Source organism: Actinomadura meridiana (assembly GCF_039537545.1).
GTDB classification, from domain to species: domain Bacteria; phylum Actinomycetota; class Actinomycetes; order Streptosporangiales; family Streptosporangiaceae; genus Spirillospora; species Spirillospora meridiana.
In genome coordinates this window covers 683,543-707,463 of record NZ_BAABAS010000005.1, presented here as the reverse complement: position 1 = coordinate 707,463, position 23,921 = coordinate 683,543, and the positions used below count along the sequence as shown (strand labels likewise).

Annotated in this window: 27 protein-coding genes, 1 pseudogene and 1 riboswitch; of the genes and pseudogenes, 5 read left to right on the top strand and 23 right to left on the bottom strand. The window is 69.6% G+C overall.

Going from position 1 to position 23,921, the window contains the following annotated elements; translation table 11 throughout:
• Positions 1 to 20: 20 nt before the first annotated feature.
• Entirely contained in the window at positions 21 to 1,241 is a 1,221-nt protein-coding gene (locus tag ABD808_RS12535) for a DUF6986 family protein (protein WP_344894814.1), read from the top strand.
• A gap of 44 nt (positions 1,242 to 1,285) precedes the next feature.
• Here the strand turns inward: ABD808_RS12535 and ABD808_RS12530 are convergent, their stop codons facing one another.
• Genes ABD808_RS12530 through ABD808_RS12515 form a run of 4 tightly spaced genes read right to left on the bottom strand, consistent with a single transcriptional unit; the run spans position 1,286 to position 5,105 of the window.
• Positions 1,286 to 1,879 carry a nucleotidyltransferase family protein gene (locus tag ABD808_RS12530; RefSeq protein ID WP_344894809.1) on the bottom strand — a complete coding sequence of 198 codons (594 nt, stop codon included), beginning with the start codon at positions 1,877 to 1,879 and terminating at the stop codon, positions 1,286 to 1,288.
• 17 nt (positions 1,880 to 1,896) lie between these two features.
• Positions 1,897 to 3,021 (bottom strand): XdhC family protein, encoded by a 1,125-nt coding sequence (locus ABD808_RS12525; RefSeq protein WP_344894802.1) that lies wholly within the window; start codon positions 3,019 to 3,021, stop codon positions 1,897 to 1,899.
• Positions 3,014 to 4,213 carry a vWA domain-containing protein gene (locus ABD808_RS12520; RefSeq protein ID WP_344894799.1) on the bottom strand — a complete coding sequence of 400 codons (1,200 nt, stop codon included), beginning with the start codon at positions 4,211 to 4,213 and terminating at the stop codon, positions 3,014 to 3,016. The genes ABD808_RS12525 and ABD808_RS12520 overlap by 8 nt, the downstream gene beginning before the upstream one ends.
• 7 nt (positions 4,214 to 4,220) lie before the next feature.
• On the bottom strand, positions 4,221 to 5,105 hold the full coding sequence (locus ABD808_RS12515) for an AAA family ATPase (protein WP_344894796.1): 885 nt from the start codon (positions 5,103 to 5,105) through the stop codon (positions 4,221 to 4,223).
• Positions 5,106 to 5,298: 193 nt separating this feature from the next.
• On the opposite strand from ABD808_RS12515, the gene ABD808_RS12510 reads away from it, so the two are divergent.
• Together ABD808_RS12510 and ABD808_RS12505 are read left to right on the top strand one after the other, a co-directional pair.
• Entirely contained in the window at positions 5,299 to 6,699 is a 1,401-nt protein-coding gene (locus ABD808_RS12510; protein ID WP_344894793.1) for a selenium-binding protein SBP56-related protein, read from the top strand.
• Positions 6,696 to 7,334, top strand: a complete 639-nt coding sequence (locus tag ABD808_RS12505; RefSeq protein WP_344894791.1) for a hypothetical protein — start codon at positions 6,696 to 6,698, stop codon at positions 7,332 to 7,334. The genes ABD808_RS12510 and ABD808_RS12505 overlap by 4 nt, the downstream gene beginning before the upstream one ends.
• A 24-nt stretch (positions 7,335 to 7,358) precedes the next feature.
• Here ABD808_RS12505 and ABD808_RS12500 read toward each other — a convergent pair whose 3' ends face one another.
• The 11 genes and pseudogenes from ABD808_RS12500 to ABD808_RS38505 form a co-directional block, all read right to left on the bottom strand.
• Positions 7,359 to 7,988: a Uma2 family endonuclease gene (locus tag ABD808_RS12500; protein WP_425548916.1), complete on the bottom strand. Its 630-nt coding sequence runs from the start codon at positions 7,986 to 7,988 to the stop codon at positions 7,359 to 7,361.
• Positions 7,989 to 8,064: 76 nt separating this feature from the next.
• Positions 8,065 to 8,511: a PH domain-containing protein gene (locus ABD808_RS12495; RefSeq protein WP_344894788.1), complete on the bottom strand. Its 447-nt coding sequence runs from the start codon at positions 8,509 to 8,511 to the stop codon at positions 8,065 to 8,067.
• Complete coding sequence (gene hisG / locus ABD808_RS12490) at positions 8,504 to 9,379, bottom strand: ATP phosphoribosyltransferase (RefSeq protein ID WP_344894785.1); 876 nt, start codon at positions 9,377 to 9,379, stop codon at positions 8,504 to 8,506. The genes ABD808_RS12495 and hisG overlap by 8 nt, the downstream gene beginning before the upstream one ends.
• Before the next feature lie 109 nt (positions 9,380 to 9,488).
• Positions 9,489 to 9,995: a 6,7-dimethyl-8-ribityllumazine synthase gene (gene ribH, locus ABD808_RS12485; protein WP_344894782.1), complete on the bottom strand. Its 507-nt coding sequence runs from the start codon at positions 9,993 to 9,995 to the stop codon at positions 9,489 to 9,491.
• Positions 9,992 to 11,236 carry a bifunctional 3,4-dihydroxy-2-butanone-4-phosphate synthase/GTP cyclohydrolase II gene (locus ABD808_RS12480; RefSeq protein WP_344894779.1) on the bottom strand — a complete coding sequence of 415 codons (1,245 nt, stop codon included), beginning with the start codon at positions 11,234 to 11,236 and terminating at the stop codon, positions 9,992 to 9,994. Before ABD808_RS12480 ends, ribH begins: the two co-directional genes overlap by 4 nt.
• The gene (gene pnuC / locus ABD808_RS12475) at positions 11,230 to 11,874 is read right to left on the bottom strand and encodes a nicotinamide riboside transporter PnuC (protein WP_344894776.1); all 645 of its coding nucleotides are present in this window, start codon (positions 11,872 to 11,874) and stop codon (positions 11,230 to 11,232) included. Before pnuC ends, ABD808_RS12480 begins: the two co-directional genes overlap by 7 nt.
• Entirely contained in the window at positions 11,871 to 12,464 is a 594-nt protein-coding gene (locus ABD808_RS12470) for a riboflavin synthase (protein ID WP_344894773.1), read from the bottom strand. The genes pnuC and ABD808_RS12470 overlap by 4 nt, the downstream gene beginning before the upstream one ends.
• Positions 12,465 to 12,535: 71 nt before the next feature.
• Positions 12,536 to 12,666: riboswitch (FMN riboswitch) on the bottom strand.
• A gap of 178 nt (positions 12,667 to 12,844) precedes the next feature.
• Positions 12,845 to 12,976 carry a type II toxin-antitoxin system YoeB family toxin gene (locus ABD808_RS12465; RefSeq protein ID WP_425548915.1) on the bottom strand — a complete coding sequence of 44 codons (132 nt, stop codon included), beginning with the start codon at positions 12,974 to 12,976 and terminating at the stop codon, positions 12,845 to 12,847.
• Positions 12,973 to 13,245 carry a type II toxin-antitoxin system Phd/YefM family antitoxin gene (locus ABD808_RS12460; protein ID WP_344895393.1) on the bottom strand — a complete coding sequence of 91 codons (273 nt, stop codon included), beginning with the start codon at positions 13,243 to 13,245 and terminating at the stop codon, positions 12,973 to 12,975. Before ABD808_RS12460 ends, ABD808_RS12465 begins: the two co-directional genes overlap by 4 nt.
• 83 nt (positions 13,246 to 13,328) lie before the next feature.
• Positions 13,329 to 13,793 carry a hypothetical protein gene (locus ABD808_RS12455; protein ID WP_344894770.1) on the bottom strand — a complete coding sequence of 155 codons (465 nt, stop codon included), beginning with the start codon at positions 13,791 to 13,793 and terminating at the stop codon, positions 13,329 to 13,331.
• A gap of 35 nt (positions 13,794 to 13,828) precedes the next feature.
• Positions 13,829 to 14,116: pseudogene (locus tag ABD808_RS38505) on the bottom strand (ATP-binding protein); the annotation flags it as partial.
• A gap of 167 nt (positions 14,117 to 14,283) precedes the next feature.
• On the opposite strand from ABD808_RS38505, the gene ABD808_RS12450 reads away from it, so the two are divergent.
• Together ABD808_RS12450 and ABD808_RS12445 are read left to right on the top strand one after the other, a co-directional pair.
• The gene (locus ABD808_RS12450; RefSeq protein WP_344894767.1) at positions 14,284 to 15,135 is read left to right on the top strand and encodes a helix-turn-helix domain-containing protein; all 852 of its coding nucleotides are present in this window, start codon (positions 14,284 to 14,286) and stop codon (positions 15,133 to 15,135) included.
• A gap of 17 nt (positions 15,136 to 15,152) precedes the next feature.
• Entirely contained in the window at positions 15,153 to 15,398 is a 246-nt protein-coding gene (locus ABD808_RS12445) for a DUF397 domain-containing protein (protein WP_344894764.1), read from the top strand.
• Between the two features lie 173 nt (positions 15,399 to 15,571).
• Here ABD808_RS12445 and ABD808_RS12440 read toward each other — a convergent pair whose 3' ends face one another.
• The 8 genes from ABD808_RS12440 to def all read right to left on the bottom strand — a co-directional run bounded on the left by ABD808_RS12440 (position 15,572) and on the right by def (position 23,855).
• Positions 15,572 to 18,088, bottom strand: a complete 2,517-nt coding sequence (locus ABD808_RS12440) for a tetratricopeptide repeat protein (RefSeq protein ID WP_344894761.1) — start codon at positions 18,086 to 18,088, stop codon at positions 15,572 to 15,574.
• Between the two features lie 122 nt (positions 18,089 to 18,210).
• Entirely contained in the window at positions 18,211 to 18,594 is a 384-nt protein-coding gene (locus ABD808_RS12435) for a trypco2 family protein (protein ID WP_344894758.1), read from the bottom strand.
• Positions 18,595 to 18,681: 87 nt separating this feature from the next.
• Positions 18,682 to 19,320 carry an HAD-IA family hydrolase gene (locus ABD808_RS12430; protein ID WP_344894755.1) on the bottom strand — a complete coding sequence of 213 codons (639 nt, stop codon included), beginning with the start codon at positions 19,318 to 19,320 and terminating at the stop codon, positions 18,682 to 18,684.
• Positions 19,317 to 19,994, bottom strand: coding sequence for a ribulose-phosphate 3-epimerase (rpe, locus tag ABD808_RS12425; protein WP_344894752.1), 678 nt, complete (start codon positions 19,992 to 19,994; stop codon positions 19,317 to 19,319). The genes ABD808_RS12430 and rpe overlap by 4 nt, the downstream gene beginning before the upstream one ends.
• 12 nt (positions 19,995 to 20,006) lie before the next feature.
• Positions 20,007 to 20,945, bottom strand: coding sequence for a phosphatase PAP2 family protein (locus tag ABD808_RS12420; RefSeq protein ID WP_344894749.1), 939 nt, complete (start codon positions 20,943 to 20,945; stop codon positions 20,007 to 20,009).
• A gap of 28 nt (positions 20,946 to 20,973) precedes the next feature.
• Positions 20,974 to 22,383, bottom strand: a complete 1,410-nt coding sequence (locus tag ABD808_RS12415; protein WP_344894746.1) for an RsmB/NOP family class I SAM-dependent RNA methyltransferase — start codon at positions 22,381 to 22,383, stop codon at positions 20,974 to 20,976.
• On the bottom strand, positions 22,383 to 23,309 hold the full coding sequence (gene fmt, locus ABD808_RS12410; RefSeq protein WP_344894743.1) for a methionyl-tRNA formyltransferase: 927 nt from the start codon (positions 23,307 to 23,309) through the stop codon (positions 22,383 to 22,385). Before fmt ends, ABD808_RS12415 begins: the two co-directional genes overlap by 1 nt.
• The gene (def, locus tag ABD808_RS12405) at positions 23,310 to 23,855 is read right to left on the bottom strand and encodes a peptide deformylase (protein ID WP_344894740.1); all 546 of its coding nucleotides are present in this window, start codon (positions 23,853 to 23,855) and stop codon (positions 23,310 to 23,312) included.
• Between the last annotated feature and the right edge of the window lie 66 nt (positions 23,856 to 23,921).

The following is a 23,921-nucleotide window of genomic DNA, read 5'->3' as shown; positions in this document are numbered from 1 at the left end:
GTGTGCGGGATCATATCGGGGTGAATCTCAGCGTCCCCTCGTTCGACGACCTGTCCGCGCGCATCGCCGCCGCCCGCGACGAGCACGGCGGGCGCCGCCCCGGCGGCGGCGCCGAGGGCAGGCAGCCGGTGCACACGGTGTTCGTGCCGGCCGACAGGTTCTCCCGCTCGACGCCCGCCGACTTCGGCGCCGAGGCGCTGCGGCTGCTGAACACGCACACGCCGGGGGACGGGTCGTTCGGCGCTGCGTTCGGGCTCGACCCGGAGATCGCCGGACCGGTCCGCGAGCGGGTCGCGGCGAAGCTGGCGACCGAGCCGGTCGAGGACGTGCGGATCGACTTCGAGGACGGCTACGGCGACCGGCCCGGCGCCGAGGAGGACGCGCACGTCGAGCAGGTTGTGGAGGCCGTCGCCGCCGCGTACCAGGTCAAGGGCCTGCCCCACTACTGGGGTGTGCGGGTCAAGTCGTTCGCGGACGGCGGGCACGAACGGTCGATGCGGACGCTCGACGGGTTCCTCACCACGCTGCGCGACCGGCTCGGACGGCTCCCCGGCGGGTTCACGATCACGTTCCCGAAGGTGGTCACGGTCGAGCAGGTCGCGCTGTTCACCGAGTGGCTGGACCGGCTGGAGAGCGCGCTCGGCCTGCCGTCCGGCATCCTGCGGTTCGAGGTGCAGGTCCAGACGCCGGAGGCGATCATCGACGGCGACGGCCGGATCGGGCTGCGCGCCGTCGCGGACGCCGCCGCGGGCCGCCTCACCACCGCGCACTTCGGCGCGCACGACTACACGGCCGCGCTCGGGCTGCCGCCGCACGAACAGCACCTCGACCACCCGTCCTGCGACTTCGCGCGCCACGTCATGCAGGTGTCGCTCGCCGGGACCGGGGTGCGGCTGGCGGACGGCGCGTCCAACGTCATGCCCCGCAACGACGGCCCCGACGAGGTCAACGCGGCGTGGGCGGCGCACGCGGCGCACGTCGGGCATTCGTTGCGGCACGGCTTCTACCAGGGCTGGGACCTGCACCCCGCGCACCTGCCGAGCCGGTACGCCGCCGTGTACGCCTTCCACCTGACCGGCGTCGACGACGTCATCGGACGGGTACGGGCGTGGCACGAGCAGGCGGGCGGCGGCGCGAACGGCGCCGTGGACGAGCCTCCCGTCATCAGTGCGCTCACGGCCCGCCTCCGCCGCGCCGTCGACTGCGGGGCGCTGGACGAGAGCGTCCTGCCCGCGCCCTGACGCCTTCCCGCCCTGACGCCTTCCTGGCCTGACGCCTTCCCGTCCTAACGCCTTTCCTTCCTGGTCAGGGCGGCGAGGTCGTCCGGGGTGTCGACGTCGTCGGGCGCGGCGACGTCGTCGCACGGGACGGGCGTGACCAGCCCGAGGTTCGCGCGCAGGAACTCGCGCGCCCCCAGGTCGCCGACCGCGGCCTCCGCAGCCCCGGCGAAGTGCTCGGCCCGCAGCAAGACGGGATTTCGTCGCGCTCCCCCATATGTCGCGACCGCGATCCCGGCGCCCGCCTCGTACGCGGCGATCAGCCGCCGGACGGCGTCTGCGGTGACCAGCGGCTGGTCGACGAGCGCGACGACCACGGCGGGACACGCGGGCGGCAGCGCGGCCAACCCGGCGCGCAGCGAGGAGCCCATGCCCGACCGCCAGTCCGCGTTCGGGACGACGACCGCGCCGATCACCTCGACCGGCTCCGCCCCGACCACCACGATGACCGGGGAACAGCCCGCGTCCCGCAGCATCCGGACGCCGCGGTCGACGAGACGTTCACCGTCCAGCTCCAGCGCTGCCTTCGGACGGCCCAGCCGGCGGCCCTCCCCCGCCGCGAGCAGCAGGCCCGCCGGGGGTTCTTGACCGTGCAATGTCATCTTGTGAGGGTAGTGCGTCAGGGCGCGTCGCCGTGGATCCTGCCGGTGGTGTCGGTGAGCGGACGCCCCGACCCGCCCCACCGCAACTGGACCAGCTCCGCCGCGATCGACACCGCCGTCTCCTCGGGGGTGCGGGCGCCGAGGTCGAGCCCCACCGGGGAGCGCAGCCGTCCCAGTTCGGCCTCGGTCAGGCCCGCCTCACGGAGCCGGGCGAGACGGTCGGCATGGGTGCGGCGCGACCCCATCGCGCCGACGTACCCGGCGCCGGTGCGCAACGCGACCTCCAGCAGCGGGACGTCGAACTTCGGGTCGTGGGTCAGGACGCAGATCGCGGTCCGCTCGTCGATGCCGTCCGCCGCCTCCTGGAGGAACTTGTGCGGCCACTGCACCACGACCTCGTCGGCGTCCGGGAACCGCTTGGCCGTCGCGAACACCGGACGCGCGTCGCACACCGTCACGCGGTAGCCGAGGAACGCTCCGATCCGCGCGACGGCGGCGGCGAAGTCGATCGCGCCGAACACCAGCAGGCGCGGCGGCGGCGCGAACGAGTGCACGAAGACGGTCAGGTCGTCGAGCCGCCGCTCCCCCTCACGGCCGTAGTGGCGCTGGCCGGTGAGTCCCTGCGCGAGCATGCCGCGCGCGTCGTCGTCGACGGCGGCGTCGAGCCGCGCGGCGTGCGGGGCGCCGGGCGCGAGCGAACCGTCGGCGCGGTCCGGCCAGACGAGGCGGCGGGCGCCGATCCGGCCGGGCCCCGCGACGACGGTCGCGACGGCTACCGGCTCGTGCGCCCCGATCGCCGCGGCGACCTCCGGGAACTGCGGGAACGTCGCGGGCCCGACCGGCTCGACCAGCACGTCTAGGATCCCTCCGCAGGTCAGCCCGACCGCGAAGGCGTCGTCGTCGCTGACCCCGTAGCGCTGCACGACCGGCTCGCCGCTGTCCAGCACCGACTGCGCCAGCTCGTACACGGCGCCCTCGACGCAGCCGCCGGACACGCTGCCCGCCACCTCGCCGTCCGGCGACACAGCCATCGCAGCGCCCGGCGGACGCGGCGCGCTGCGGAAGGTGTTCACCACGGTCGCGAGCCCGAACGTCCGCCCGGCCGCGTACCAGTCGGCGATGTCGTCCAACACGTCACGCATGCGCGCTCCCCTGCGGGGGAACGACCCCCCGCACCCCCCGGTTCGCTTCGCTCATGTTCGTCCCCTTCCCGGATGTCGCACCGGCACGCCCTCCGGCGCCCGCGACGAGGCGGGCCAGCTCCTCCAGCGCCCCGAGGCTGTGCCCGGACGTGAAGTCGTCGACGTACGGGAGCGCCGCCGCCATCCCGGCCGTCAGCGGCTCGTAGCCGGGACGCGCCTTGTGCGGGTTCGCCCACACGACCCGGTGCGCCAGCCGGTGCAGCCGCGCCATCTGCTCGCCGAGCAGGGCCGCGTCGCCGCGCTCCCAGCCGTCCGACGCGATCACCACGATCGCGCCGCGTGCCAAGCCCCGCTGCCCGAACCGGTCCAGGAACTCCTTCAGCTCCGCGCCGAGCCGGGTGCCGCCGCTCCAGTCCGGGATCGCCGCCGACGCCGCCGCCATCGCCGCGTCCGGGTCGCGGTGCCTCAGCTCGCGGGTGAGGCGGGTCAGGCGCGTCCCGGCGCTGAACACCTCCACGCCGCGTCCACCGGCACGGGTGGCGGCGTGCGCGAACCGCAGCAGGGCGTCGGCGTACGGGCTCATCGAACCGCTGACGTCCACGATCAGCACGACGCGGCGCGGACGGGTGCGGTGCGCGCGGTGCCGTGGCAGCGCCGTCTCGCCGCCGCGCCGCAGCGTCTCCCTGATGGTCCTGGCCGGGTCGAGCCTGCCGGTCGACGCGGGCGCGAACCTGCGCGACCTGCGGCGCTCGGCGCCCGCGTCCAGCACGGCGATCAGGCGGGCGACTTCGGCGCGCTCAGCGGCGGTTAGTCGGGCCACGTCACGGTCGCGCAGAACCTCGGCCGCGCTGGCGTTGGCGGCCCGCACACCACCGGCCCGTTCGCCGCCGTCCCCGCCGCCACCTTGGGCAGGGCTCGCCATCCGGCGGACGACCACCTGCGGCATCCGCCTTCCCGGCCGGACGGTCGTGCCGGAGAAGTACGCGGCGAAGCACCGGTCGTAGCGAGCCAGGTCGTCGGGGCCCGCGCACAACGTCAGCCGTCCCGCCCAGTACACCTCGGACGGGTCGAGCACGTCGAGATGGTCGAGCACCGCCAGCATCGCCTGCACCCGTTCGGGATCGGCGGCGCCGCCCGCCGCGCGCAGCGTCCGCGCGAACCCGACCATCGTCTCGACGACATCCCGTTCCACGCCCCGCTCACCCCCCTTCGAGCAGGGCCTCAAGCGCACCGCCGAGGACGCGCTGTTGGTCCTCCCGGTATTTGAGGACGGCGCCGAGCGTCACCGCCGCCGCGCCGGGGTCGAGGTCGCGGACGCCGAGCGCGACGAGCGCCTCCGTCCAGTCGAGCGTCTCCGCCACGCCGGGCGGTTTCAGCAGGTCGGCGCCGCGCATCCGCTGCGCCGCGCGGGCGACCTGCCCGGCGAGCCGCTCCGCCGCGCCGGGCAGCCGCCGTCTGATGATCGCGACCTCGCGGTCGAACGACGGGTGCTCCAGCCAGTGGTACAGGCAGCGCCGCTTCAGCGCGTCGTGCACCTCGCGGGTGCGGTTGGACGTGACCACCACGACCGGCGGCCGCTCCGCCCGGATCGTGCCGAGCTCCGGGACCGTGATCGTGAAGTCGCTGAGCACCTCGAGCAGGAACGCCTCGAACTCGTCGTCGGCGCGGTCGATCTCGTCCACCAGCAGCACGCTCGGCGCCGTCTCCAGGGCCTGGAGCAGCGGCCTGGCCAGCAGGAACCGGCGGTCGTACAGCTCGCCCTCCAGCCGGTCGACGTCGCGGGCGCCCGCGGCCTCGGCGGCGCGCAGGTGCAGCAGCTGGCGGGGGAAGTCCCAGTCGTACAGGGCCTGGGAGGCGTCGAGCCCCTCGTAGCACTGAAGCCGGATCAGCGGCGCGCCGAGCCCGCGCGCGAGCGCCTTGGCCAGCTCGGTCTTGCCGACGCCCGCCTCGCCTTCGAGGAACAGCGGCCGCCGCATGCGCAGCGCGAGGAAGCACGCCGTCGCGAGGCCCTCATCGCACAGATAGTCGTGCCGGTCGAGCAGCCGCCCGAGTTCGCCGGGCGATTCCACCAGGTCCGCGGTCATCGGCGCCGTCCCCCCACGGCCCCCAGGCTACTCTCCTCCCCCGCCAGGGCATTTCTATGGTAAATCAGTAGGGAAAGCATTGTTTCGAGGGCGGTATTGGCCTTGCCGTCAGGTGACAGGTGTTGGACATCGCGCCCGTCCGGTTGGACGCTTGGCCTGTCGTGGAACCGGCCGCCTTGCCCGAGAGGACACCATGGCACTCTGGACACCAGATCCGACCTTCTACGCCTCACCGCGCGACGCCGCCTCCGCGCCGGCCGAGCGGCTCGCCTACGTGGCCGCGTTCGACCGCGCCGCCGAGAAACCCGACGCCATCGCCGTCCTCGACGTCGACACCGACTCCCCCACCTACGGCTCCGTCGTCGGCTGGACCGATCTACCGTTCCTCGGCGACGAACTGCACCACTTCGGGTGGAACGCGTGCAGCAGCGCCCTGTGCCCCGGGTCGCCGCACCCGCACGTCGAACGCCGCCATCTGATCGTCCCCGGGCTGCGCTCGTCGCGCGTGTACGTCATCGACACCAAGGACGACCCCGTCGCGCCGAAGATCATCAAGGTGATCGAGCCGGACGAGCTGGCCGAACGCGCCGGGTACTCGCGGCCGCACACCGTCCACTGCGGCCCGGAGGGGCTGTACCTGACGGCGCTCGGCGGCGCCAACGGCGAGGACGGCCCCGGCGGGATCGCGCTGCTCGACCACACCTCGTTCGACGTGGTCGGACGCTGGGAGGTCGAGCGCGGGCCACAGTACCTCGCCTACGACGCCTGGTGGCACCTCGCGCACGACGTGCTCGTCACGTCCGAGTGGGGCACCCCGTCCATGGTGGAGGACGGCGTCGTCGCCGAACTCCTGCTCAGCCGCAAGTACGGGCACTCGCTGCACTTCTTCGACCTGCGCACGCGCAAACACGTCCAAACAGTGGACCTCGGCGACCAACACCAGATGGTCCTCGAACTACGTCCGGCACACGACCCGACCAAGCTCTATGGGTTCGCGGGCGTCGTCGTCAGCGTGGAAGACCTGTCGGCCTCCGTATGGCTCTGGCACCGCGACGGCGATTCCTGGGCGGCGCGCAAGGTCATCACCATCCCCGCCGAACCCGCCGACCCCGAGTCCCTGCCGCCGGTCATCCAGCCGTTCGGCGCGGTCCCGCCGCTGATCACCGACATCGACCTGTCCGTGGACGACCAGTGGCTGTACGTCTCGTGCTGGGGCACCGGCGAACTGAAGCGCTACGACGTCAGCGACCCGTTCAACCCGGTCGAGGCGGGCTCGGTCCGCGTCGGCGGCATCGTCGACCGGACGCCGCACCCGGCGGCCCCCGACCAGCCCCTGGCGGGCGGCCCGCAGATGGTGGAGGTCAGCCGCGACGGCAAACGCGTCTACATCACCAACTCGCTCTACGGCTCCTGGGACGACCAGTTCTACCCGGACGGCGTCGGCGCCTGGATGGCCAAGCTCGACTCGACCCCCGACGGTTTCGCCTTCGACGAGCGCTTCTTCCCCAACGGCGACGCCTTCCGCGGGCTCCGCCCGCACCAGACGCGACTCCAGGGCGGCGACGCCTCCTCGGACTCGTACTGCTACCCGTGAACGACGGTTCGCTGGCCGCGCTCGTGGCGCTCGGTGCCTTTCACGGCGTCAACCCCGCCATGGGCTGGCTGTTCGCGGTGGCCCGCGGCCTCCAGGAGCGCAGCCGTTCCCTCGTGCTGCAGTCGCTCCCGGCGATCGCCGCGGGCCACGCAGCCTCGGTCGGCACGGTCGCGATCCTCGTCGCGCTCACCCAATCCGTCATCGCGACACGGGCCCTCGCGATCGGCGGCGGCGCCGTCCTCGTCGGCTTCGGCCTGTGGCGACTGCTCTCGCAACGCCACTTCCGCTGGGTCGGCATGCGAATCTCGCTGCGACAGCTCGCCGGATGGTCGTTCCTGATGTCATCGGCCCACGGCGCAGGCCTAATGCTGCTGCCGGTGCTGACCGCGTCCGGCACGGCCCCGGCGGGCCACGACCACGGCCTGGCATCCTCATCCGGCAACGCGGTCTCGACGGGCGTATTCGTCACGGCCGTCCACACCCTGTCGATGTTCGCCGTCGCGGGCGTGATCGCCGTCGTCGTCTACGAGGTCGTCGGCCTGGCCATCCTCCGCCGAGCCTGGTTCAACCTGGACCGCCTCTGGGCCGCCGCTCTCATTACGGCAGGCACCCTAACCGTCGTCACCGCCCTCTGAACCGAAGACGGCAAGAACCGCAGACTATCGGCGGCGCCTGCCGAGGTCGCCGAGGTCGATATCAATGTCGTACGGCACAGTCAGTTTGAGCCGGTCGTGATGGATCCCTGTTGGGACGTACACGCCGGTCGCCGGATCGAGTTCGTAGATGTACACGACCGTCCGGCCTTCGTCTTCTTCCACCCGCCAGAAGTGCTGAATCCCGGCGGCCGCGTACCGGCGCGGCTTGATATCGCGATCACGAATCCGGGAATCCGGCGAGACCGCCTCGACCGCGAGCACGACGTCTTCTGGGAAGTAGTAGGTGGACGGTTCGTCGCGCTCGTATGCGTCGGCCGTCACGATGAGAACGTCGGGTTCCGGCACCTGCGACACGGCAAGCTTTACCGACATCTCCCGATCTGCGCACAGGTGGCCGGGCGCCTGCCGGTTGAGCTCATACTTGAGGAGATCGATCACCCTGACGTGCCACTTGCGCTGCGGGCTCACGAAGACCAGGCTCCCGTCGATCAGCTCCGTGTGCCGGGGCAGACCACGCATGCTCAGGAAGTCGTCCGCAGTGAATCCGTCCGGCGGGGGGATCACCCAGTCTGGCAGTGGCGCAGCATCCATGTCGCTACTTTCTGCAAATGCCTCGACACTCTGAGCGCTCATGAACACACTGTCGCACACGAACGCTCCCCTGGTCCTGGCAACAGTCTAGAACTTAGTACCGAAACCCTTGACTAAGTCAGGTGGGGTCGGGGGTTTCGCCTCGGGTGTGGAGGAGGGCGCGGAGTTCGGCCAGTTGGTGGGCGGCGAGGGTCTTCTCGGCGCCGTTGATGCCCATCGCGCCGATGGACGTGCCGTCGGCGAGGTCGAGGGTGGGCCAGGGTTCGCCGACGGTCATGGTGACGTCCACGACCTCGGGCCATTCGAGGCGGCGGGTGTTGAAGGCGTTGACGATGGTGAGGCCCGACTCGTCGGCGGCGACGCGGCAGCGGGCCAGCATGTGCAGGACCCAGGCGACCACCAGCCCGAAGAGGATCATCAGGATCCGGTCGAAGGTGGTGAACTGGGGCGCCACCACCACGGCGAGCACGATCATGCCGAGCATGATCACGCCCGCCGTGAGGTAGGCGACGAGCCGGGTGGTGCGGGGGCGCCACACGGTCGGCAGTGCCGGTGTCTCAGTCAACGATCTTCGCGATGGGGATCTCAAGGATGTCGTGGGCTCCGGCGGCCTTCAGCGCCGGGATCAGGGTGTTCACGCCGCGCTTGGCCACTACCGACTCCACCGCGCTCGACTCGCCACCCGCGAGGGAGGTGACGGTGGGCGACGACATAGACGGCATGATGTCCAGGACGGCCTGGAGGTCGGCCTGCGCGACGTTCAGCTTGAGCAGGACGTTGCCGCGAGCCCGGATCGCGCCCTGGAGGAGGAGGGAGACGTCCTCCATGGCGGCGCGCTTCTCGGGGTCCTCGTAGGCGTCGCGGTTGGCGACCAGTTCGGTGTAGCTGGTGAGGAGCGTGTCGAGGATGCGCAGGCCGTTCTTGCGCAGCGACGAACCGGTCTCGGTGAGGTCGACGATCGCGTCCACGATGTCGGGCACCTTCGCCTCGGTCGCGCCGTAGGACGGGACGACCGTCGCCTTCACGCCGTGCTTCTCCAGGAACCGGCGCGTCATCGCGGGGAACTCGGTGGAGATCCGGACGCCCTCCGGCAGGTCGGACACGCTCTGCCACGGCGCGCCCTCCGGCACCGCCATGATCACGCGGACCGGGTTGGAGGTGGCCTTGGAGTAGGTCAGCTCGCCGAGGCTGACGACGTCGGCGCCGGTCTCGGTGATCCAGTCGCGGCCGGTGATGCCGAGGTCGAACAGCCCCTGCTCCAGGTAGGTCGGGATCTCCTGCGGGCGCAGGACCCGGACCCGGTCGATTCGGGGGTCGTCGATGGACGCCCGGTAGTCGCGGTCCGAGCCGCGCCGGACGGTGAGGTCGGCGGCGTCGAACAGCTGCATGGTCGCTTTCTCCAGCGACCCCTTGGGCAGGACGAGTGACAGCACGGAACAAGCCTTTCGATGGGATGAGATGCGGGACCCGGGAAGCTCAGGAGCCCGGACGAGGGCCGTTCAGGGGCGGCCCCCCGAACCCTCATGCGTATGAGCGACGTCGCTACATATGCTCCGAGCCGTGCCCGGCGTGACCGTGATGCCGCAGACCTCGCAGGGTCAGTGCCGTGTCGAGTGCGGCCACAGTCGCCTCCCATCCCTTGTCCTCGCGGCTGCCGGGCAGCCCGCTGCGTTCCATCGCCTGCTCAATGGTGTCACATGTGAGGACCCCGTTGCCCACCGGAGTCGACTCGTCGAGCGCGACGCGGGTCACACCGGCGGTGACCGAGTCGCAGACGTAGTCGAAATGGGCCGTCTCGCCCCGGATGACCGCGCCGAGGCACACCACCGCGTCGAGGTCGCGCGCCATCTGCTGGGCCACCACGGGCAGTTCCAGGGCTCCGGAGACGCGGGCGACGACGGCCTCGTCGACGCCGCACGCCTTGGCCGCCGCGAGGGCCCGCTCCAGGAGCACGTCGGTGATCGGCTCGTGCCAGCGGGTGCAGACGATGCCGAGCGTGACGCCGACGGCGTCGACGGCGGTGTCCTCGGGGCGTCCCGCGCCGCTCATGCGAGTCCTTCGATCTGGTGTCCGAGACGGTCCCGCTTGACCGTCAGGTAGCGCCGGTTGTGCTCGGTGACGACGACGGGCATGGCCTCGCGTCCCCGCACCTGGAGGCCGAAGCCGTCCAGGCCGGTGAGCTTGTCCGGGTTGTTGGTCAGCACCCGGATCGAGTGTACGCCCAGGTCAAGCAGCATATGCGCGGCGTTGGAGTACTCGCGCGCGTCGGCGGGCAGCCCCAACTCCAGGTTCGCGTCGACGGTGTCGGACCCGTTGTCCTGGAGCGCGTACGCCTTGAGCTTGGCGAGTAGGCCGATGCCGCGCCCCTCGTGCCCGCGCAGGTACAGGACGACGCCGCGACCCTCTTCCGCGATGCGTTCCATGGCGGCGTCGAGCTGAGTGCCACAGTCGCAGCGTTCGGAATGCAGGACGTCCCCGGTGAGGCATTCCGAGTGGGCGCGGACAAGGAGGTCCTCACCGTCGCCGATGTCGCCGAGCACGAGCGCTAGGTGTTCGCCGCCGTCGACGGTGCTGGAGAAGCCGACCGCGCGCCACGTCCCGTACCGGTTGGGCAGGCCGGTCTCGACGACGCGGGTGACCATCGGCTCGTGCCGCCTGCGGTACTCGGCGAGCTGCTCGATGGAGACGAGCTTCAGCCGGTGCTCCTTGGCGAAGACCTGGAGTTCGGGCAGGCGCGCCATGGTTCCGTCCTCGTTGACGACCTCGGCGACGACGCCCGCGGGGGCGAGCCCTGCCAGCCTGGCGAGGTCGACGGCGGCCTCGGTGTGGCCGCGCCTGCGCAGGACGCCGCCCTCCCGGGCGCGCAGCGGGAAGATGTGGCCCGGCCGGACAAGGTCGCCCGGCTCGGACGCCGGGTCGCACAGCGTCGTGATCGTCCGGGCCCGGTCGGCGGCGGAGATGCCGGTGGTGACGCCGAGACGGGCGTCCACACTGACCGTGTACGCGGTGCGCAACCGCTCGCTGTTCTGCGAGGTCATCAGGGGGATCTGCAACCGGTCGAGGTCGGCGCCCTCCATCGGGACGCAGACGACGCCGCTGGTGTAGCGGATCGTGAACGTCAACAGCTCCGGCGTGGCCTTGGCCGCCGCGAAGATGATGTCGCCCTCGTTCTCACGGTCCTCGTCGTCGACGACCACGACGGGGCGTCCCGCCGCGATGTCGGCGATCGCCTCCTCGATGGGGTCGAAAATCCCGTCACCGATCCCGTCACCATCAATGCCGCTCAGCATGCGGACACCGCCTCCTGCCTGGGGGAATGTGCGGCCCCGGACTCCCGGAGCCAGTTCCTGAAGCCGACCATCACCATCACGAAGAAGATCCCGTAGACCGCCCCGGAGACGTACAGCCCGGACTTGAGCGCCACCGGCACCCCGACCAGGTCGACCAGCACCCAGACGATCCAGAAGTCGACCAACGCACGACTCTGCGCGAACGTCGCGACCGCGCTGCCGACGAAGATGTAGGCGTTCGCCCATGGCGACCAGGCCACTTTCAGCCAGTCCAGGTGGACGAACAGTTCCGCGACCACCGCCGTGCCCAGCAGCAGGGCACCGGCGAGGGCCGCGCGTTCTTTGAGCGTTGCCTGCCGGACGGCGATGCCTTGCGCATCGCGTCGTCCGCGGGCCCAGGCCGTCCACCCGTATAGGGCGAGGCCACAGAAGAGCACCTGCTTAAGAGCATTCCCGGGGACGTTCGCGTTCAGCGACGCGGCGAGCAGCAGAAGGGCCCCGACAAGCTGCACGGGCCACGTCCAGAGGGTCTTGCGCATGGCGAGCCAGACGACGGCGAGCGACAGCACGTTGCCGGTGAGGTCGGTCCAAAGGATGTGCTCACCGAACACCTCGAAGCCCGCGTCGAGCCAGCTCATGCGCGATCACCGAGCATGCGCTCGACATACTTGGCGACGACATCGACCTCCAGGTTCACAGGGTCACCCGGACGCTTGTGACCAAGCGTGGTAAGCGCGAGCGTCGTAGGAATGAGCGCCACACTGAACCGGTCGGCGCCCGCCTCGACAACCGTCAGGCTGATGCCATCAACAGTGATGGAACCCTTGTCCACCAGATAACGGCTCAGTTCGCCTGGCAGCGACACGGTGACAACGTCCCACCGCTCCCCCGGCTCCCTGGAGAGGATCTCGCCAACGCCATCAACATGGCCCTGAACGAGATGCCCGCCAAGCCGATCGGACAGCCGCACGGGCCGCTCAAGATTGACCTTGGACCCGGGCTCCAACGCGCCCAGGCTCGACTTGTCGAGGGTCTCCTTGATGACGTCGGCGGTGAAAACCTCGCCCTTGACGTCAACCACAGTGAGACAGACGCCGTTAACGGCGATCGACGCCCCGTGCACGGCGTCCTGCGTGACCAGCGGGCCACGGACGGCGAGCGTGACAGCGTCCTCGTCGGGCTCGATCGCCGCGATCTCGCCGAGCTCCTCGACGATGCCGGTGAACATCTCCCGGGCCTCCTAGATCAAGGCTCCGGGGGACGTCGATACGCCGACGCACGCCCCTGGACAGGGACGTACCGCGCACTGCCTCCCATCCGGACTTTAACCGTCGGTCCCGGAGTTCCACCGGGTCAACCGGCCGATGGCTTCGGCCGGGTCGCGGACTTTTACCGCCGGTTCGGAATTTCACCGACCCCGGAGCGCGCGTTCAATGGTCACCAACCAGTGTGCCATGCAACTCATTCCCCACCCCTGTGACCATCGCCACGACTTCAGGCAACCCAACGACCGGTCCAGCCGTGACAGAACGACTGTCGGCGACCCTGGGGGCCGCCCGTCACAGGCGCCATCCCGGAGCTCATCGAGAGGCGCGAGTCTCCGTCCGATCACTCGCAGTGAGCCCGGCAGGCGACGACATAGACGACGCGGTGTTCGGTGGTGATGCGCCGTGAGCAGAAGCCCGCCAGGTTCGGCCGAAGGGGCTCAGGCTTACCGATGCCTTCGATCAGCCGGTTCAAGTTCCGCTGCCACCAGAGGTAGTCGGATCTTCGACGAGTTCACGCGGCCGAGCTTGACCGTCACGCAGGCTCTGGATCGAGGCTGCGAGATGGGAGGAGTTGGCGGGGATGCCGAGCAGGAACGCCGTCTCTTTCAGAGACTCGTACTCGCGCAGGCTCACCATGACGGCGGGTTCGCGGTTGGCCCGGGTCACGATGATCTCGTCGAGATCCTCGGTGACACGGTCCAGCGCCGCCGCCATCTTCGAGTGGAACTCACTCGCCGACATCGAGTGCACCGCGCCTCCCCTCCCCCGAAGCGGGGGCAATCACGTACCTGCAAGTCTCCATGAAGATCATGAGGATGGGGGTGTCATCGGACGTCCTCTCCGGAGACAGCGCCGCGCTCGTGATGGCAGACGACCTCGTCGGCGACATCGTGTAGATCGGCGTACGGACGACACGCATAGGCGTTCCGTACCCCCGGTCGGACGCGCCATCGGAACACCCCGGGCGGCTCGGACCAGACCGTCAGCCCGCGCAACGTGACCACGGAACGGTCGGACCCGTGGTGGCAATGCGTACCGTCCAGCCCACGCGCGATCAGCAGCCTGCACAACACCACGGCCGCCTCCCACGGAAGCGGACGATGATCACGCGGCGGCACACACACCGGCGTCACCGGCACGGCGAACCAGGTCGCCTTGCCTGACACCGGCCGGGGCAGCAGCCTGGACCGCGTCCGATGCCAGCCCCACTGCGACGAGAGGGCCTCAACGAGCGCGAGCCGCGCCCATGCTCCGCCCAGTTCCCGGCCGCCATCGCGGGACTCGTCCACACGGGCCCGGGGTCGAAGACCTTGAACACGAACTGACTCTCCGGCGTGATCCGGTGATACGCCCACAGCTCCAGGACGGCCCGTCCAGGCACCGCTGAACTCCGCGAGCCGGATGCGCCGCCGACACCGTGCCGCAGCCCATTCGTCGCCAGCTCGGACACAGCGAGGGTGACGTCATCGACGAGTTCGCCCGGAACCTTGACCGCCGTCAACGCCCCTCGCAGATGCGCACGAGCGATACCGGCGCACGTCTCATCAGCGGGCAGCGCCCACGCCGAACACCCGCCGAGCGCCAGGTCAGGAAGATGGCCGTTCTCAGCCATGGGGCCGCCTCCACGTGAGGGTTCGTACTGATCGAAGATCAGTTTCAGTAATCGCCTGCGAACGCTGCGTTACGGCCTAGATACTGCTCTCGGCAGTTCGACACATCAAGCGGTTTGACTTAGATTCTCGAAAATTCAGTATTCGATCATACTGAAGAGGTAGACATATGCCCTCGATCCAGGCAAGCGGCTACAGCCCAACGATCAAGAAGCGCGCGCTCAGCCGAAAACTCGTGGAGTTGCGAGATCAATGCGGCATGACGACCAGCGAGGTCTGCAAGCGCCTCCGCTGGAGCCCGTCCAAGCTCAACTACATCGAGAAGGCGAAGTGGGTCGACCCGAACAGCGACTCGGTCACCGACCTCTGCGAGCTGTACGGCGTCGGCCCTACGGACACCGAGGCCCTGATCAAGCTCACCCGCGAGGCCCGCCAACGCGGCTGGTGGCGCAAGTACAACGACGTCTTCCGTGACGACTACGTGGGGCTGGAGGCAGGCGCTTCCGAGATCTACACGTTCCAGACCACGCTCGTGCCCGGCCTGCTGCAAACACCAGGGTACGTGAGGTTGATCAACAACAACGCGGGCATGCACGACAGCGCCGAGCTGAATCGGCACGTGGATGCCCGAACACAACGCCAGAAGATCCTTACGAGACGGCCAAATCCTTGCCGACTCCACGCGCTGGTCGATGAAAATGCGCTGTTGCGGATCAACGATCCCCTAGTTCGGTCGGAACAGATTCGCCATCTCATCAGCGTCTCGTCAAGAGTCAACATCGACGTACAGGTCCTCAAGATCGCCGATGGCGTCTACCCCGGCACCAGCGAACCCTTCGTCTACCTGAAGTTCCCTGAACCCACCGATCGAGACATCGTCTACCTCGAGACCACCATCGATGACCGCATGATGGAGGAAGAAGACGAGCTGGAACGCTACATGGACAGGTTCGACCGCCTGCGGGCAGTGGCGCCGGACAATGCTGCCACTGGCGCATACCTCACAAGATTGATTGAGTGACTTATATGGATCTTTCAATGATGATCTGGCGGAAGAGCAGCAGATCAAGCGCTGGCGGCCAGGAGTGTGTCGAGATCGCCGCGACCTGGCGCAAGAGCAGCAGGTCTAGCGGTGGCTACCAGAACTGCGTCGAGCTGGCCAGCGTTCCCAATGCTGTACTCATCAGGGACAGCAAGGACGCGACAGGCCCCCTACACATGATCACCCCGGAAGCGTTCCGCATCTTGGCCCACCTGGTCAAGAGCGGCGGCCTCGACTCGTAGACGCAAAGCACACATTGACTTGCGGCGGGTCGGCGTCATGGCAGTCCGGGTGACCCGACTAGCCACAAGTCAACGACGTGACGACGGCCCGGGCTCGGCGGATAGGGTCAAGCACGGCTCGGAGTTCGCTGCCAGCGAGTCAACCGCCCACTGCATGCAAGCAGCAGCCTCGGCTACAAATCTGGAAGCCCCTTCAGCCATGCCATTACCCGCTGGGATCGTTCAAGCTCCGCCTGATGAACTACCGGACGCCTCTCGACCAACTGCTGCCAAATCCCCACCGCCTCAGCAATAGTCTCCAATCCCTCCTCCTGACGCCCCAACTCCCTGAGCCGGACCGACAGGTTATTCAAACTCGTCGCCAGGGAGGGCAAGAACGCATCAGGGCGCACCTCAGCCAACCGCCGCCGAATCTCCACCGCCTCCACAACAGCCTCCAAACCCTCCTCCCGACGCCCCAACTCCCCAAGGTCAACCGACAAATTATTCAAACTCGCCGCCAGGGAGGGCAAGAACGCATCCGGACGCCCCTCAGCCAACCGCCGATACACCCCCACAGCCTCAGCAACAGCCTCCAAACCCTCCTCCCAACGCCCCAACTCCCCAAGCCGAATCGACAAATTGTTCAAGCACGCCGCCAGGGAGGGCAAGAACACATCCGGATCCCTATTGGCTTGGGCGCGATAATGATCGGTCATTCGAGCTGCCAGTTGGGCGGCATAGTCGGCCAGGGTTTGGCTGGGGTAAGGAAGCTGGTCAGCCAGTGCAGTGAGTCGGTCGATGGAGGTTGCGGGGTCGTCGGTTATCTGGTGGAGAGCTTGCAGTAGCGGTGTGGGCTCTTCCACCTGAGTGGCCACATGGGTGGCTGCTGGCGCTAGTTCGTCGGGGCGGCTGGTGCACAATCGGGTCAGGTCCGCGTTCAAGGCGCCGCCAAAGGCGGGGTGCGCGGCGGCTCTGGCGTACACCGTCAGCAATCGCATGGCTTGTTCGGGGCCGCACCCGGTCGCCAACAGATCGGCGAGGCCAGGGGCGTCGCGGAGTCGACGGCCGATGAAGCGTTCCGCCAGCCGGTCCGGTTGCAGGGTGTCCCATGGTCGCGACGGGGACGGCGGGTACAGCGCGGCGATCCACCGGCGGACTCGGTCACGTATGTCACGACTCTGGTCGGCCAACCCCGGAACACGGCACAGCAGTTCATCCGCTTCACCGTGGTCGTCGGCGCCGACGAGGACACTGGCGGCAACCGCATCGGTGAGAGTCTCCCAGCCGAGGACCTCGCTCAGCCCCTGCGCCGCTGCCACCGTCCGCCAATAGCGTCGCTCATGGACCAGCAGGCGATCCTCCACCTCCATGGCGTCATCAGCAGCCGCCTCAGATTGTTCGTCTGTCCGTTGAGCGGTAGCGGTGTCCAGCAGGTCGGCCAAGGCCCGCATCTGTACTGCCAACGCCGTCGCCGCCTGAGCCATTGGCGGCGGGTCCAGCCGTTCCGCCAGAGCGCCCCAGTTGTTGTCTTGGGGACCTATGGAGCCAGGCATGTCACGGAGGAGGGCAGCGAACGCGGTCACCGCTTCCCGGTAAGCGTCGCGTCGCCCTTCGGCGGCGGTGTCCAATGCGGGCAGCCGGGTCACCTGCGCTACACCCAACACCTGCTCAGCGGAGGGTGAGGCGTCCTGGGCCTGCTGCCACCATCCGTCGGCGGTCCGGGCGAGCAGCAGGATCCGGACGGGGCTGGCACCCGAGTGGCGGGCGAGCGCCTCGGCTACCGCCGCCACCTGGGCTGGACGAGTCTCGGCATAGTCAATGATCAGCAGTAGCGGCACAGCGGCGTCCGCCAGATCGCGTAGATCGGCGGCCTGGCCGCTCAGCCACATCACCGCCCAGCCTGCCGCTGATAGTTCGCCCGCCAACCGAGCCGCCAGGCGCGTTTTGCCCTGGCCGCCTGGGCCGTGCACGAGCCGCGCCGCCGTCCCGCTCCCCTGCTGGGCCCACGCCCGTAGCTGGCGCATCAGCTCGGCGCGGCCTCGGAACGGCGTCGCCTCGCGGCGTGCGCGCAGTAGCTCCGCCGGTGATCCGCTCAACCCGCCTGGTGGAACAACCTCACCGGCATCAGCAAGGCCGGTCCACTCCACCGGCTCCAGCACCACAGCCGCCCGCTGACCGGCGTGCTCGACCAGCGCCGCACGGAACTTCTCGTCTTGGTGCAGCACATACGCCGGTACCGCCTCCAGCCGTGCGTGCCCCCAGCCCACCGGGTCGGTGGCCATCACCCCGATCAGGAGATCGGCTCGGTCTCCGCTGAACAGCCCGGCGCCCGACAACCCGCCCCATGGTGAATCATCCCTGGCGTTGGATGGGGCAGGCTGGGTCAAGCTCACCAGGTACCGGTCGGCGACGTATCGATCCCCAGGGTTGAACGTCCCTGACGGTTGCAGCATGTCCACCGGTTGCCCTGTCCGTTGGACGACCTCGGGCACCCCGGCGGTGGTGCACTCGATCTCCGTCCGGTGGGTCACCGTTCGGCCCCATCGGACACCTGCCCCTGCGGGCGCCTGCCAGGACGTATCGTCCACCCGTAGGAGGGCGGCGTCATTGCGACCGCCGGGTGTTCCCCTCCAGACCACCGTCGCGTCGAACACACCCTCGCGGCCTGGGAAGAACACCTGGGCGGCGCTGCCGACCTCGCCGGTCACATGCGCCGAGGCGAGAAGCAGGCGGCCGCCGAGCGCGTATCCCGAACCGGGTCCGCCTGGGCCGGTCACCCCGACCACACGCCTTAGATCCATGGCTGCCCTTCACATGGCTCGTGCGGATCTCAGCGGCCGATGTGGCCTTGCACTGGCCCTGGGCCTGGGGCGCGTTCTGGTTGTCCTGCGATTAGGAGGTCACCGCCATTGGGTCCCTTGGGGTTCAGCGACACTTTCACCCGATGCGTCTGTGCCCGTGCCACCCCGGCTTCGGCGCCGCCCGACACTACCCATGCCTTGACGCCGAACTTGGCCTTGGCGTCCACCCGCAGTTCGACCGCGAACTCCAACTCGATCGGGCCGACGACGAACGCGACGTCCTCACCGGCGCCTCTTGCGGCGGCCTCCATCAGCTCGGACCGCACCGCCGCCACCGCGTCCGCCAGTCCGATCTCCAAGACGTCCCACCCCTCAGGCACGGCCCGGCCCGGCGAGCCCGGCATCCGAAGCATCAACCCTAGAAAATCCGTTCCTGCCAGAACTGGAGAAGCGGATATCGGCCAGTCTCGGACGTCGCTGGAGGGTTAAGCGGGCGTCGGTCAGGCGTTGGTTAGGTGTAGGCCGGTTGGGGTTGTTGTGACGTGGGTGAGGTCGGGGATGGTTCGGTGGGCGTTCGTTAGGACGGCGGGGTCGTGGCTGGTGGTTACGGCCAGGACGGTTGCGCCAGCGGCACGGCCTGCTGCGATGCCTGCGGGGGCGTCTTCTATGACTACGCAGGTGGTGGGGTCTACGCCCAGGTGCGCGGCTGCCTGGAGGTAGCCGGATGGGTCTGGTTTGCCTGCTGGGACGTCGTCGGCGGTCACGACGATGGGTGGGAGGGGTATGGCTGCTACGGCCGTGCGGACCTTTAGCTGCTTTCTGTCCATGGACGTCACGAACGCGTAGGGCAGGCCGTTCATGGTCGTCAGGAGGTCCAGGGCGCCGGGTAGGGCGGTGATGCCGTCGGATCCGGTCGACTCTAAGGCGTCCAAGCGGGCGGTGGCTTCTTGGACCTGGTCGGGTGGGAGGAAGTCCGCTACGCGGTCCATGGTGCGGCGGCCGTGGGCGTCGGACAGGAACTCGTCCGCGTCGATGCCGTATTCGACGGCCCATTCGCGGGCCGCCCGTTCTACGAGGGGTGTGGAGTCGACGAGGGTGCCGTCCACGTCGAACAGGACGGCTTCGCAGGGGAGGATCACCAGTCGGCCTTCCGGGTCGCTTCTTCGGCCTGGGCCCGGAGGCCCTGGACTGCTTTGGCGGGGTCGTCGGCACCGTAGACGGCGCTGCCCGCGACGAACACGTCGGCTCCCGCCTCCGCGCAACGTTCGATGGTCTCCGCGCTGACGCCGCCGTCCACCTGGAGCCAGACGGGGAGGTCGCGGCCCTTGATGAGCTCGCGGGCGCGGCGGACCTTCGGCAGGACGACGTCCAGGAACTTCTGGCCGCCGAATCCGGGCTCGACGGTCATGAGAAGGAGCATGTCGATTTCGCCCAGGAGGTCTTCGAAGCCGTCCACGGGGGTGGCTGGATTGACGCCGAGGCCCGCGCGCGCGCCTGCGGAGCGGATGGCGCGCAGGGTGCGGATGGGTGCCTTTGCTGCTTCGGCGTGGATGGTGACGCTCTTCGCACCGGCCTCGGCGTACTCCGGCGCCCAGCGGTCGGGGTCCTCGATCATCAGGTGGCAGTCGAGTGGCAGCGCGCTGGTCCTGAGCAACGCCTGGACGACGGGCAGTCCCAGGGTGAGGTTCGGGACGAAGTGGTTGTCCATGACGTCGACGTGGACCCAGTCGGCGGAGTCGGCGATGCGCTCGACGTCCTCGGCCAGACGGGCGAAGTCGGCGGACAGGATGCTGGGTGCGATCTGAGGAGCCATGATGCCCCGAGTCTATTGGGGCAGTTCCTCCCGATCGCCGTCTGACCTTGTGATCGCGCGCACGGGACGGCGGGCGAGGCGGAGCCGGACGAACACCTCCGGCGCACCGGCCGTGACCCACAGGGCGAGCAACGTTTGGACGGCGAACGCCTGGATCACGTGAGAGCCGCCGAGCGGGTGGATGGCTGCGGCTCCGGCCAGGCCGACCGGGATACGGGACAGGCGGCGCCAGGGTTCGCCGCCAGGGTCGAACCAGCCGCGAAACGCGAGTAGGGACAGCCCCGCTACGGCTCCGCAGAATCCGCCCGTCGCCTTGGCCGACTCGATGAGGGTGACGGGGTCTGTCCTTCCCCCGGCCGCTCGAACGGCGCGGGCCCAGGCGTCCGGCCAAGTCCAGCCCTGGAGCGGCTGTAGGGCGCCCCAGGCCGCTGTCAGGAGGAGTAGGGAGATGACGAGGGCGAGGGTCATCTGTACGGCCAGTGGGAGGCGGGTCCACCAGGGGACGATGATGGGTTCGAGGCCCAGTGCGGCTACCAGGAGTCCTGCGCCGATGGCCCAGCCCGCCAGGACCTGACCGGTCGAGTGCACTCCTAGCTGGACGCGGGACACGCCGATCAAGGCGATCACGACGAGTGCGGCCGCCCACAGGGCCCTTCGCCTGGTCTGCGTGGCGAAGAAGCCCCAGGCGACCGGGGCGTTCTGGGCGTGGCCGGACGGCATTCCGAACGAGGAGTACGACTGTTTGCCCTCGACGGAGGGGTCCGTCCAGTAGGGGCGGGGGTCGTGGAAGACCAGTTTGAGGAGCGTGTTGAGGTACGCGCTGAACAGGAGGATGACCGTCGCCCGCGCTACCAGGCGCGGGGCGACGCACCAGAAGAGGACCATGAGCAACGGGACGTAGAACGCCGCACTGCCCAGGAAGGACATGACCTGCATGAAGCTGGTCAGCATCCGTCTCCCTGGGTTAGTTCATGCGGCGTCAGGTGCGGCGTAGGAGGGCCAGGAACATGGCGTCGGTGCCATGGCGGTGTGGCCAGAACTGCGCGTATGGGCCGTCTCCGAGGCCGGTGAGGTCCTTGGCCACGGACGTCAGTGCTGCCGGGGCGTCGAGGCGTTCGATGTCGTCGCGCCCACGTAGGACGTCGTCCACGACGACCCTTGTTTCGGCCAGGTGCGGTGAGCACGTGACGTAGGCGACGACGCCGCCTGGGCGGACGGAGTTCAGTGCGGCGGCGAGCAGGTTTCGCTGCAAGGGGCCCAGGTCCGCGACCGATTCGGGGCCGCGTCGCCAGCGGGCCTCCGGGCGGCGGCGGAGGGCGCCGAGGCCGGTGCACGGCGCGTCCACCATGACGCGGTCGAAGGACGCGGGCCGCCACGCGGGCGCCGTGCCGTCGGCCGCGATCACCCCGGCGCGGTCGTCGACCGCGCGCCGGACGAGACCGGCGCGGTGCGGCTGGACGTCGGACGCCAGGAGCCGCGCGTCCCGCTGGGCGGCGAGGGCGGCGAGGAGCCCCGCCTTGCCGCCGGGGCCCGCGCAGAGGTCGGCCCAGCGCGCGTCGGGACCGCCGTTCAGGGGCGCTTCGGCCAAGGCGAGCGCGACCATTTGGCTGGCCTCGTCCTGGACGGCTCCGCGACCATCACGGACGGCCTCGACAGCGGCTGGATCGCCCTCGGGCAAGACGGCGCCGTAGGGCGAGTAGGGGGCGGGTTCGGCGCCCGCGTCGATCAGCTCTTGGACGGCGGCCCGTCCCGGGCGCGCGACCAGCGTCACGCGGGGGCGCGCGTTGTCGGCGGCGAGCAACGCTTCGATTTCGCCGTCGCCTACTGCGTCACGCAGTGCGGAGACGATCCATTTGGGGTGGCTGTGCAGCACGGACAGACGGGTGGTGGTCTCGGCGTCTGCGGGCGCCACGATTTCCAGCCAGGCGTCCAGGTCTCGCGTGGCGACCTTGCGGAGCACCGCGTTGGCGAACCTGGACTGGCCGGGGCCAGCCACGGAGCGGGCCAGTTCGACCGCCGTACCCACGGCGGCGTGTGGCGGGATGCGGGTTCCGAGGATCTGGTGGGCGCCTAGGCGCAGCACGTCCAGAAGCGGCCCGTCGATGCGGCGCAGTTCGCGGTCGCTGCACAGCGCGAGGACCGCGTCGTAAGTGCCGCGGCCACGGAGGGTGCCGTAGGTCAGTTCGGTGGCGAGGGCGGCGTCGCGTCCAGTGAGGGCGCGGTCGCGCAGACGGCTGGGCAGCAGCAGGTTTGCGTAGGCGTCGCGGGTTTCGACGGCGCGGATGACATCGAACGCGGTGCGACGGACGAGATCCTGTGGACGACCCGTCTTGCGGGGGCCGCCCGGCCTGCGGTTCTGGGTGCGTCGTCGGTCACGGGCTGGCGGCATCAGTGCAGAGCGTCCTTGCCGATGAGGTTGATGCCGCGAGCCCAGTCGGCCCCGGCCATGGGGCGCTTGCCCTGCGGTTGGACGTCCCCCAGCGCGACGGGATGTGTGGCCGTCCCCACCAGTACCTCGTTCCTTCCCGCGCGTAGTTCGCCGGGCGACAGCTTGTCCGCGTTGGGCATGAGCCGGACGGGGCCGAGCTTGAGGCGCGTCTCACGGAAGTGGGTCCAGGCGCTCGGCGCGGGGGTGTAGGCACGGACGAGACGGTCGATGTGCAAGGCGGGGCTTCGCCAGTCGACGTGTCCGTCCTCTGACGTCAGCTTGGCGGCGTGAGACACGCCTTCCGTGGGCTGGGGCCGGGGTTCGAGGACGCCCGCCTCGATGCCGTTCATCGTGTCCAGCAGCAGGCTCGCCCCGGCGGCGGCGAGGCGGCCCAGGAGGTCGCCGGTGGTGTCGTCCGGACGGATCGGCTCGGTGAGCACCCCGTAGACCGGGCCCGTGTCCAAGCCTTCCTCGATCTGGAAGGTGGCCGCGCCGGTCATGTCGTCGCCGTGCAGGATCGCGCGTTGCACGGGCGCGGCGCCGCGCCAGGCGGGCAGTAGCGAGAAGTGCAGGTTCACCCAGCCGTGCCGAGGGATGTCGAGGGCCTCCCGGGGCAGCAGCGCGCCGTAGGCGACGACGGGACAGCAGTCGGGCGCGATCTCGCGGAGCCGGTCCAGGAACTCGGGGTCGCGGGCCTTGGCGGGCTTGAGCACCTCGACGCCCGCCTCGGCGGCCAGCTCCGCCACCGGAGAGGCGCTGAGATGGCGCCCACGGCCCGCGCGGCCGTCGGGACGGGTAATGACCGCGGCCACCTCGTGCGAGGAGCCGAGAAGCGCCGTCAGGGCCGGCAGGGCGGTCTCGGGGGTCCCGGCGAACGCCAGCCGCATCTAGATCGCCTTCCCGAAGGTGCGGTGCGGCGACTCCTTGACGACGGGGGCCGAGTCGCCGAACCACTCGGCCTCCCGGATCGCCTTCATGGCCTCCTTGCGCTGCTCGGGGTCCATCCGGTCGATGAAGATGACGCCGTCGAGGTGGTCGGTCTCGTGCTGGACGCAGCGCGCCAGCAGATGCGTCCCCTCCAGCGTGATCGGCTCGCCGTGCATGTTGAACCCCTTCGCCACGGCGCTGATCGCCCGCGGCGTTGGGAAGGCCAGGCCGGGAAGGGACAGGCAGCCCTCGTCGCCGGTCTCCTGCTCCTCGGACAGGTCGAGGGACGGGTTGATCACGTGCCCCAGCCGGTCGTCGACGTAGTAGGTGAACACCCGCAGGCCCACACCGAGTTGCGGCGCCGCCAGGCCGACGCCGGGAGCGTCGATCATCGTGTCGGTGAGGTCCTTCACGAGCTGACGAAGCTCTTTGTCGAAGTCCTTCACCGGCTCCGCGGGCGTGCGCAGCACGGGATCGCCGAAGAGGCGGATGGGCTTGACGGCCACCGAGAACTCCGTTTCGTGCGGTGTGGGGATGCTGCGTCCAGTCTACGGAGCAACATGTGGCGGATT

Excerpts from the sequence above, each read along its gene's own strand:
- ABD808_RS12530 (WP_344894809.1), bottom strand. The coding sequence starts at position 1,879 with ATGACATTGCACGGTCAAGAACCCCCGGCGGGCCTGCTGCTCGCGGCG.
- ABD808_RS12525 (WP_344894802.1), bottom strand. The coding sequence starts at position 3,021 with ATGCGTGACGTGTTGGACGACATCGCCGACTGGTACGCGGCCGGGCGG.
- ABD808_RS12515 (WP_344894796.1), bottom strand. The coding sequence starts at position 5,105 with ATGACCGCGGACCTGGTGGAATCGCCCGGCGAACTCGGGCGGCTGCTC.
- ABD808_RS12510 (WP_344894793.1), top strand. The coding sequence starts at position 5,299 with ATGGCACTCTGGACACCAGATCCGACCTTCTACGCCTCACCGCGCGAC.
- ABD808_RS12500 (WP_425548916.1), bottom strand. The coding sequence starts at position 7,988 with ATGAGCGCTCAGAGTGTCGAGGCATTTGCAGAAAGTAGCGACATGGAT.
- ribH (WP_344894782.1), bottom strand. The coding sequence starts at position 9,995 with ATGAGCGGCGCGGGACGCCCCGAGGACACCGCCGTCGACGCCGTCGGC.
- ABD808_RS12480 (WP_344894779.1), bottom strand. The coding sequence starts at position 11,236 with ATGCTGAGCGGCATTGATGGTGACGGGATCGGTGACGGGATTTTCGAC.
- pnuC (WP_344894776.1), bottom strand. The coding sequence starts at position 11,874 with ATGAGCTGGCTCGACGCGGGCTTCGAGGTGTTCGGTGAGCACATCCTT.
- ABD808_RS12470 (WP_344894773.1), bottom strand. The coding sequence starts at position 12,464 with ATGTTCACCGGCATCGTCGAGGAGCTCGGCGAGATCGCGGCGATCGAG.
- ABD808_RS12460 (WP_344895393.1), bottom strand. The coding sequence starts at position 13,245 with ATGTCGGCGAGTGAGTTCCACTCGAAGATGGCGGCGGCGCTGGACCGT.
- ABD808_RS12450 (WP_344894767.1), top strand. The coding sequence starts at position 14,284 with ATGCCCTCGATCCAGGCAAGCGGCTACAGCCCAACGATCAAGAAGCGC.
- ABD808_RS12445 (WP_344894764.1), top strand. The coding sequence starts at position 15,153 with ATGATGATCTGGCGGAAGAGCAGCAGATCAAGCGCTGGCGGCCAGGAG.
- ABD808_RS12435 (WP_344894758.1), bottom strand. The coding sequence starts at position 18,594 with ATGCTTCGGATGCCGGGCTCGCCGGGCCGGGCCGTGCCTGAGGGGTGG.
- rpe (WP_344894752.1), bottom strand. The coding sequence starts at position 19,994 with ATGGCTCCTCAGATCGCACCCAGCATCCTGTCCGCCGACTTCGCCCGT.
- ABD808_RS12420 (WP_344894749.1), bottom strand. The coding sequence starts at position 20,945 with ATGCTGACCAGCTTCATGCAGGTCATGTCCTTCCTGGGCAGTGCGGCG.
- ABD808_RS12415 (WP_344894746.1), bottom strand. The coding sequence starts at position 22,383 with ATGCCGCCAGCCCGTGACCGACGACGCACCCAGAACCGCAGGCCGGGC.
- fmt (WP_344894743.1), bottom strand. The coding sequence starts at position 23,309 with ATGCGGCTGGCGTTCGCCGGGACCCCCGAGACCGCCCTGCCGGCCCTG.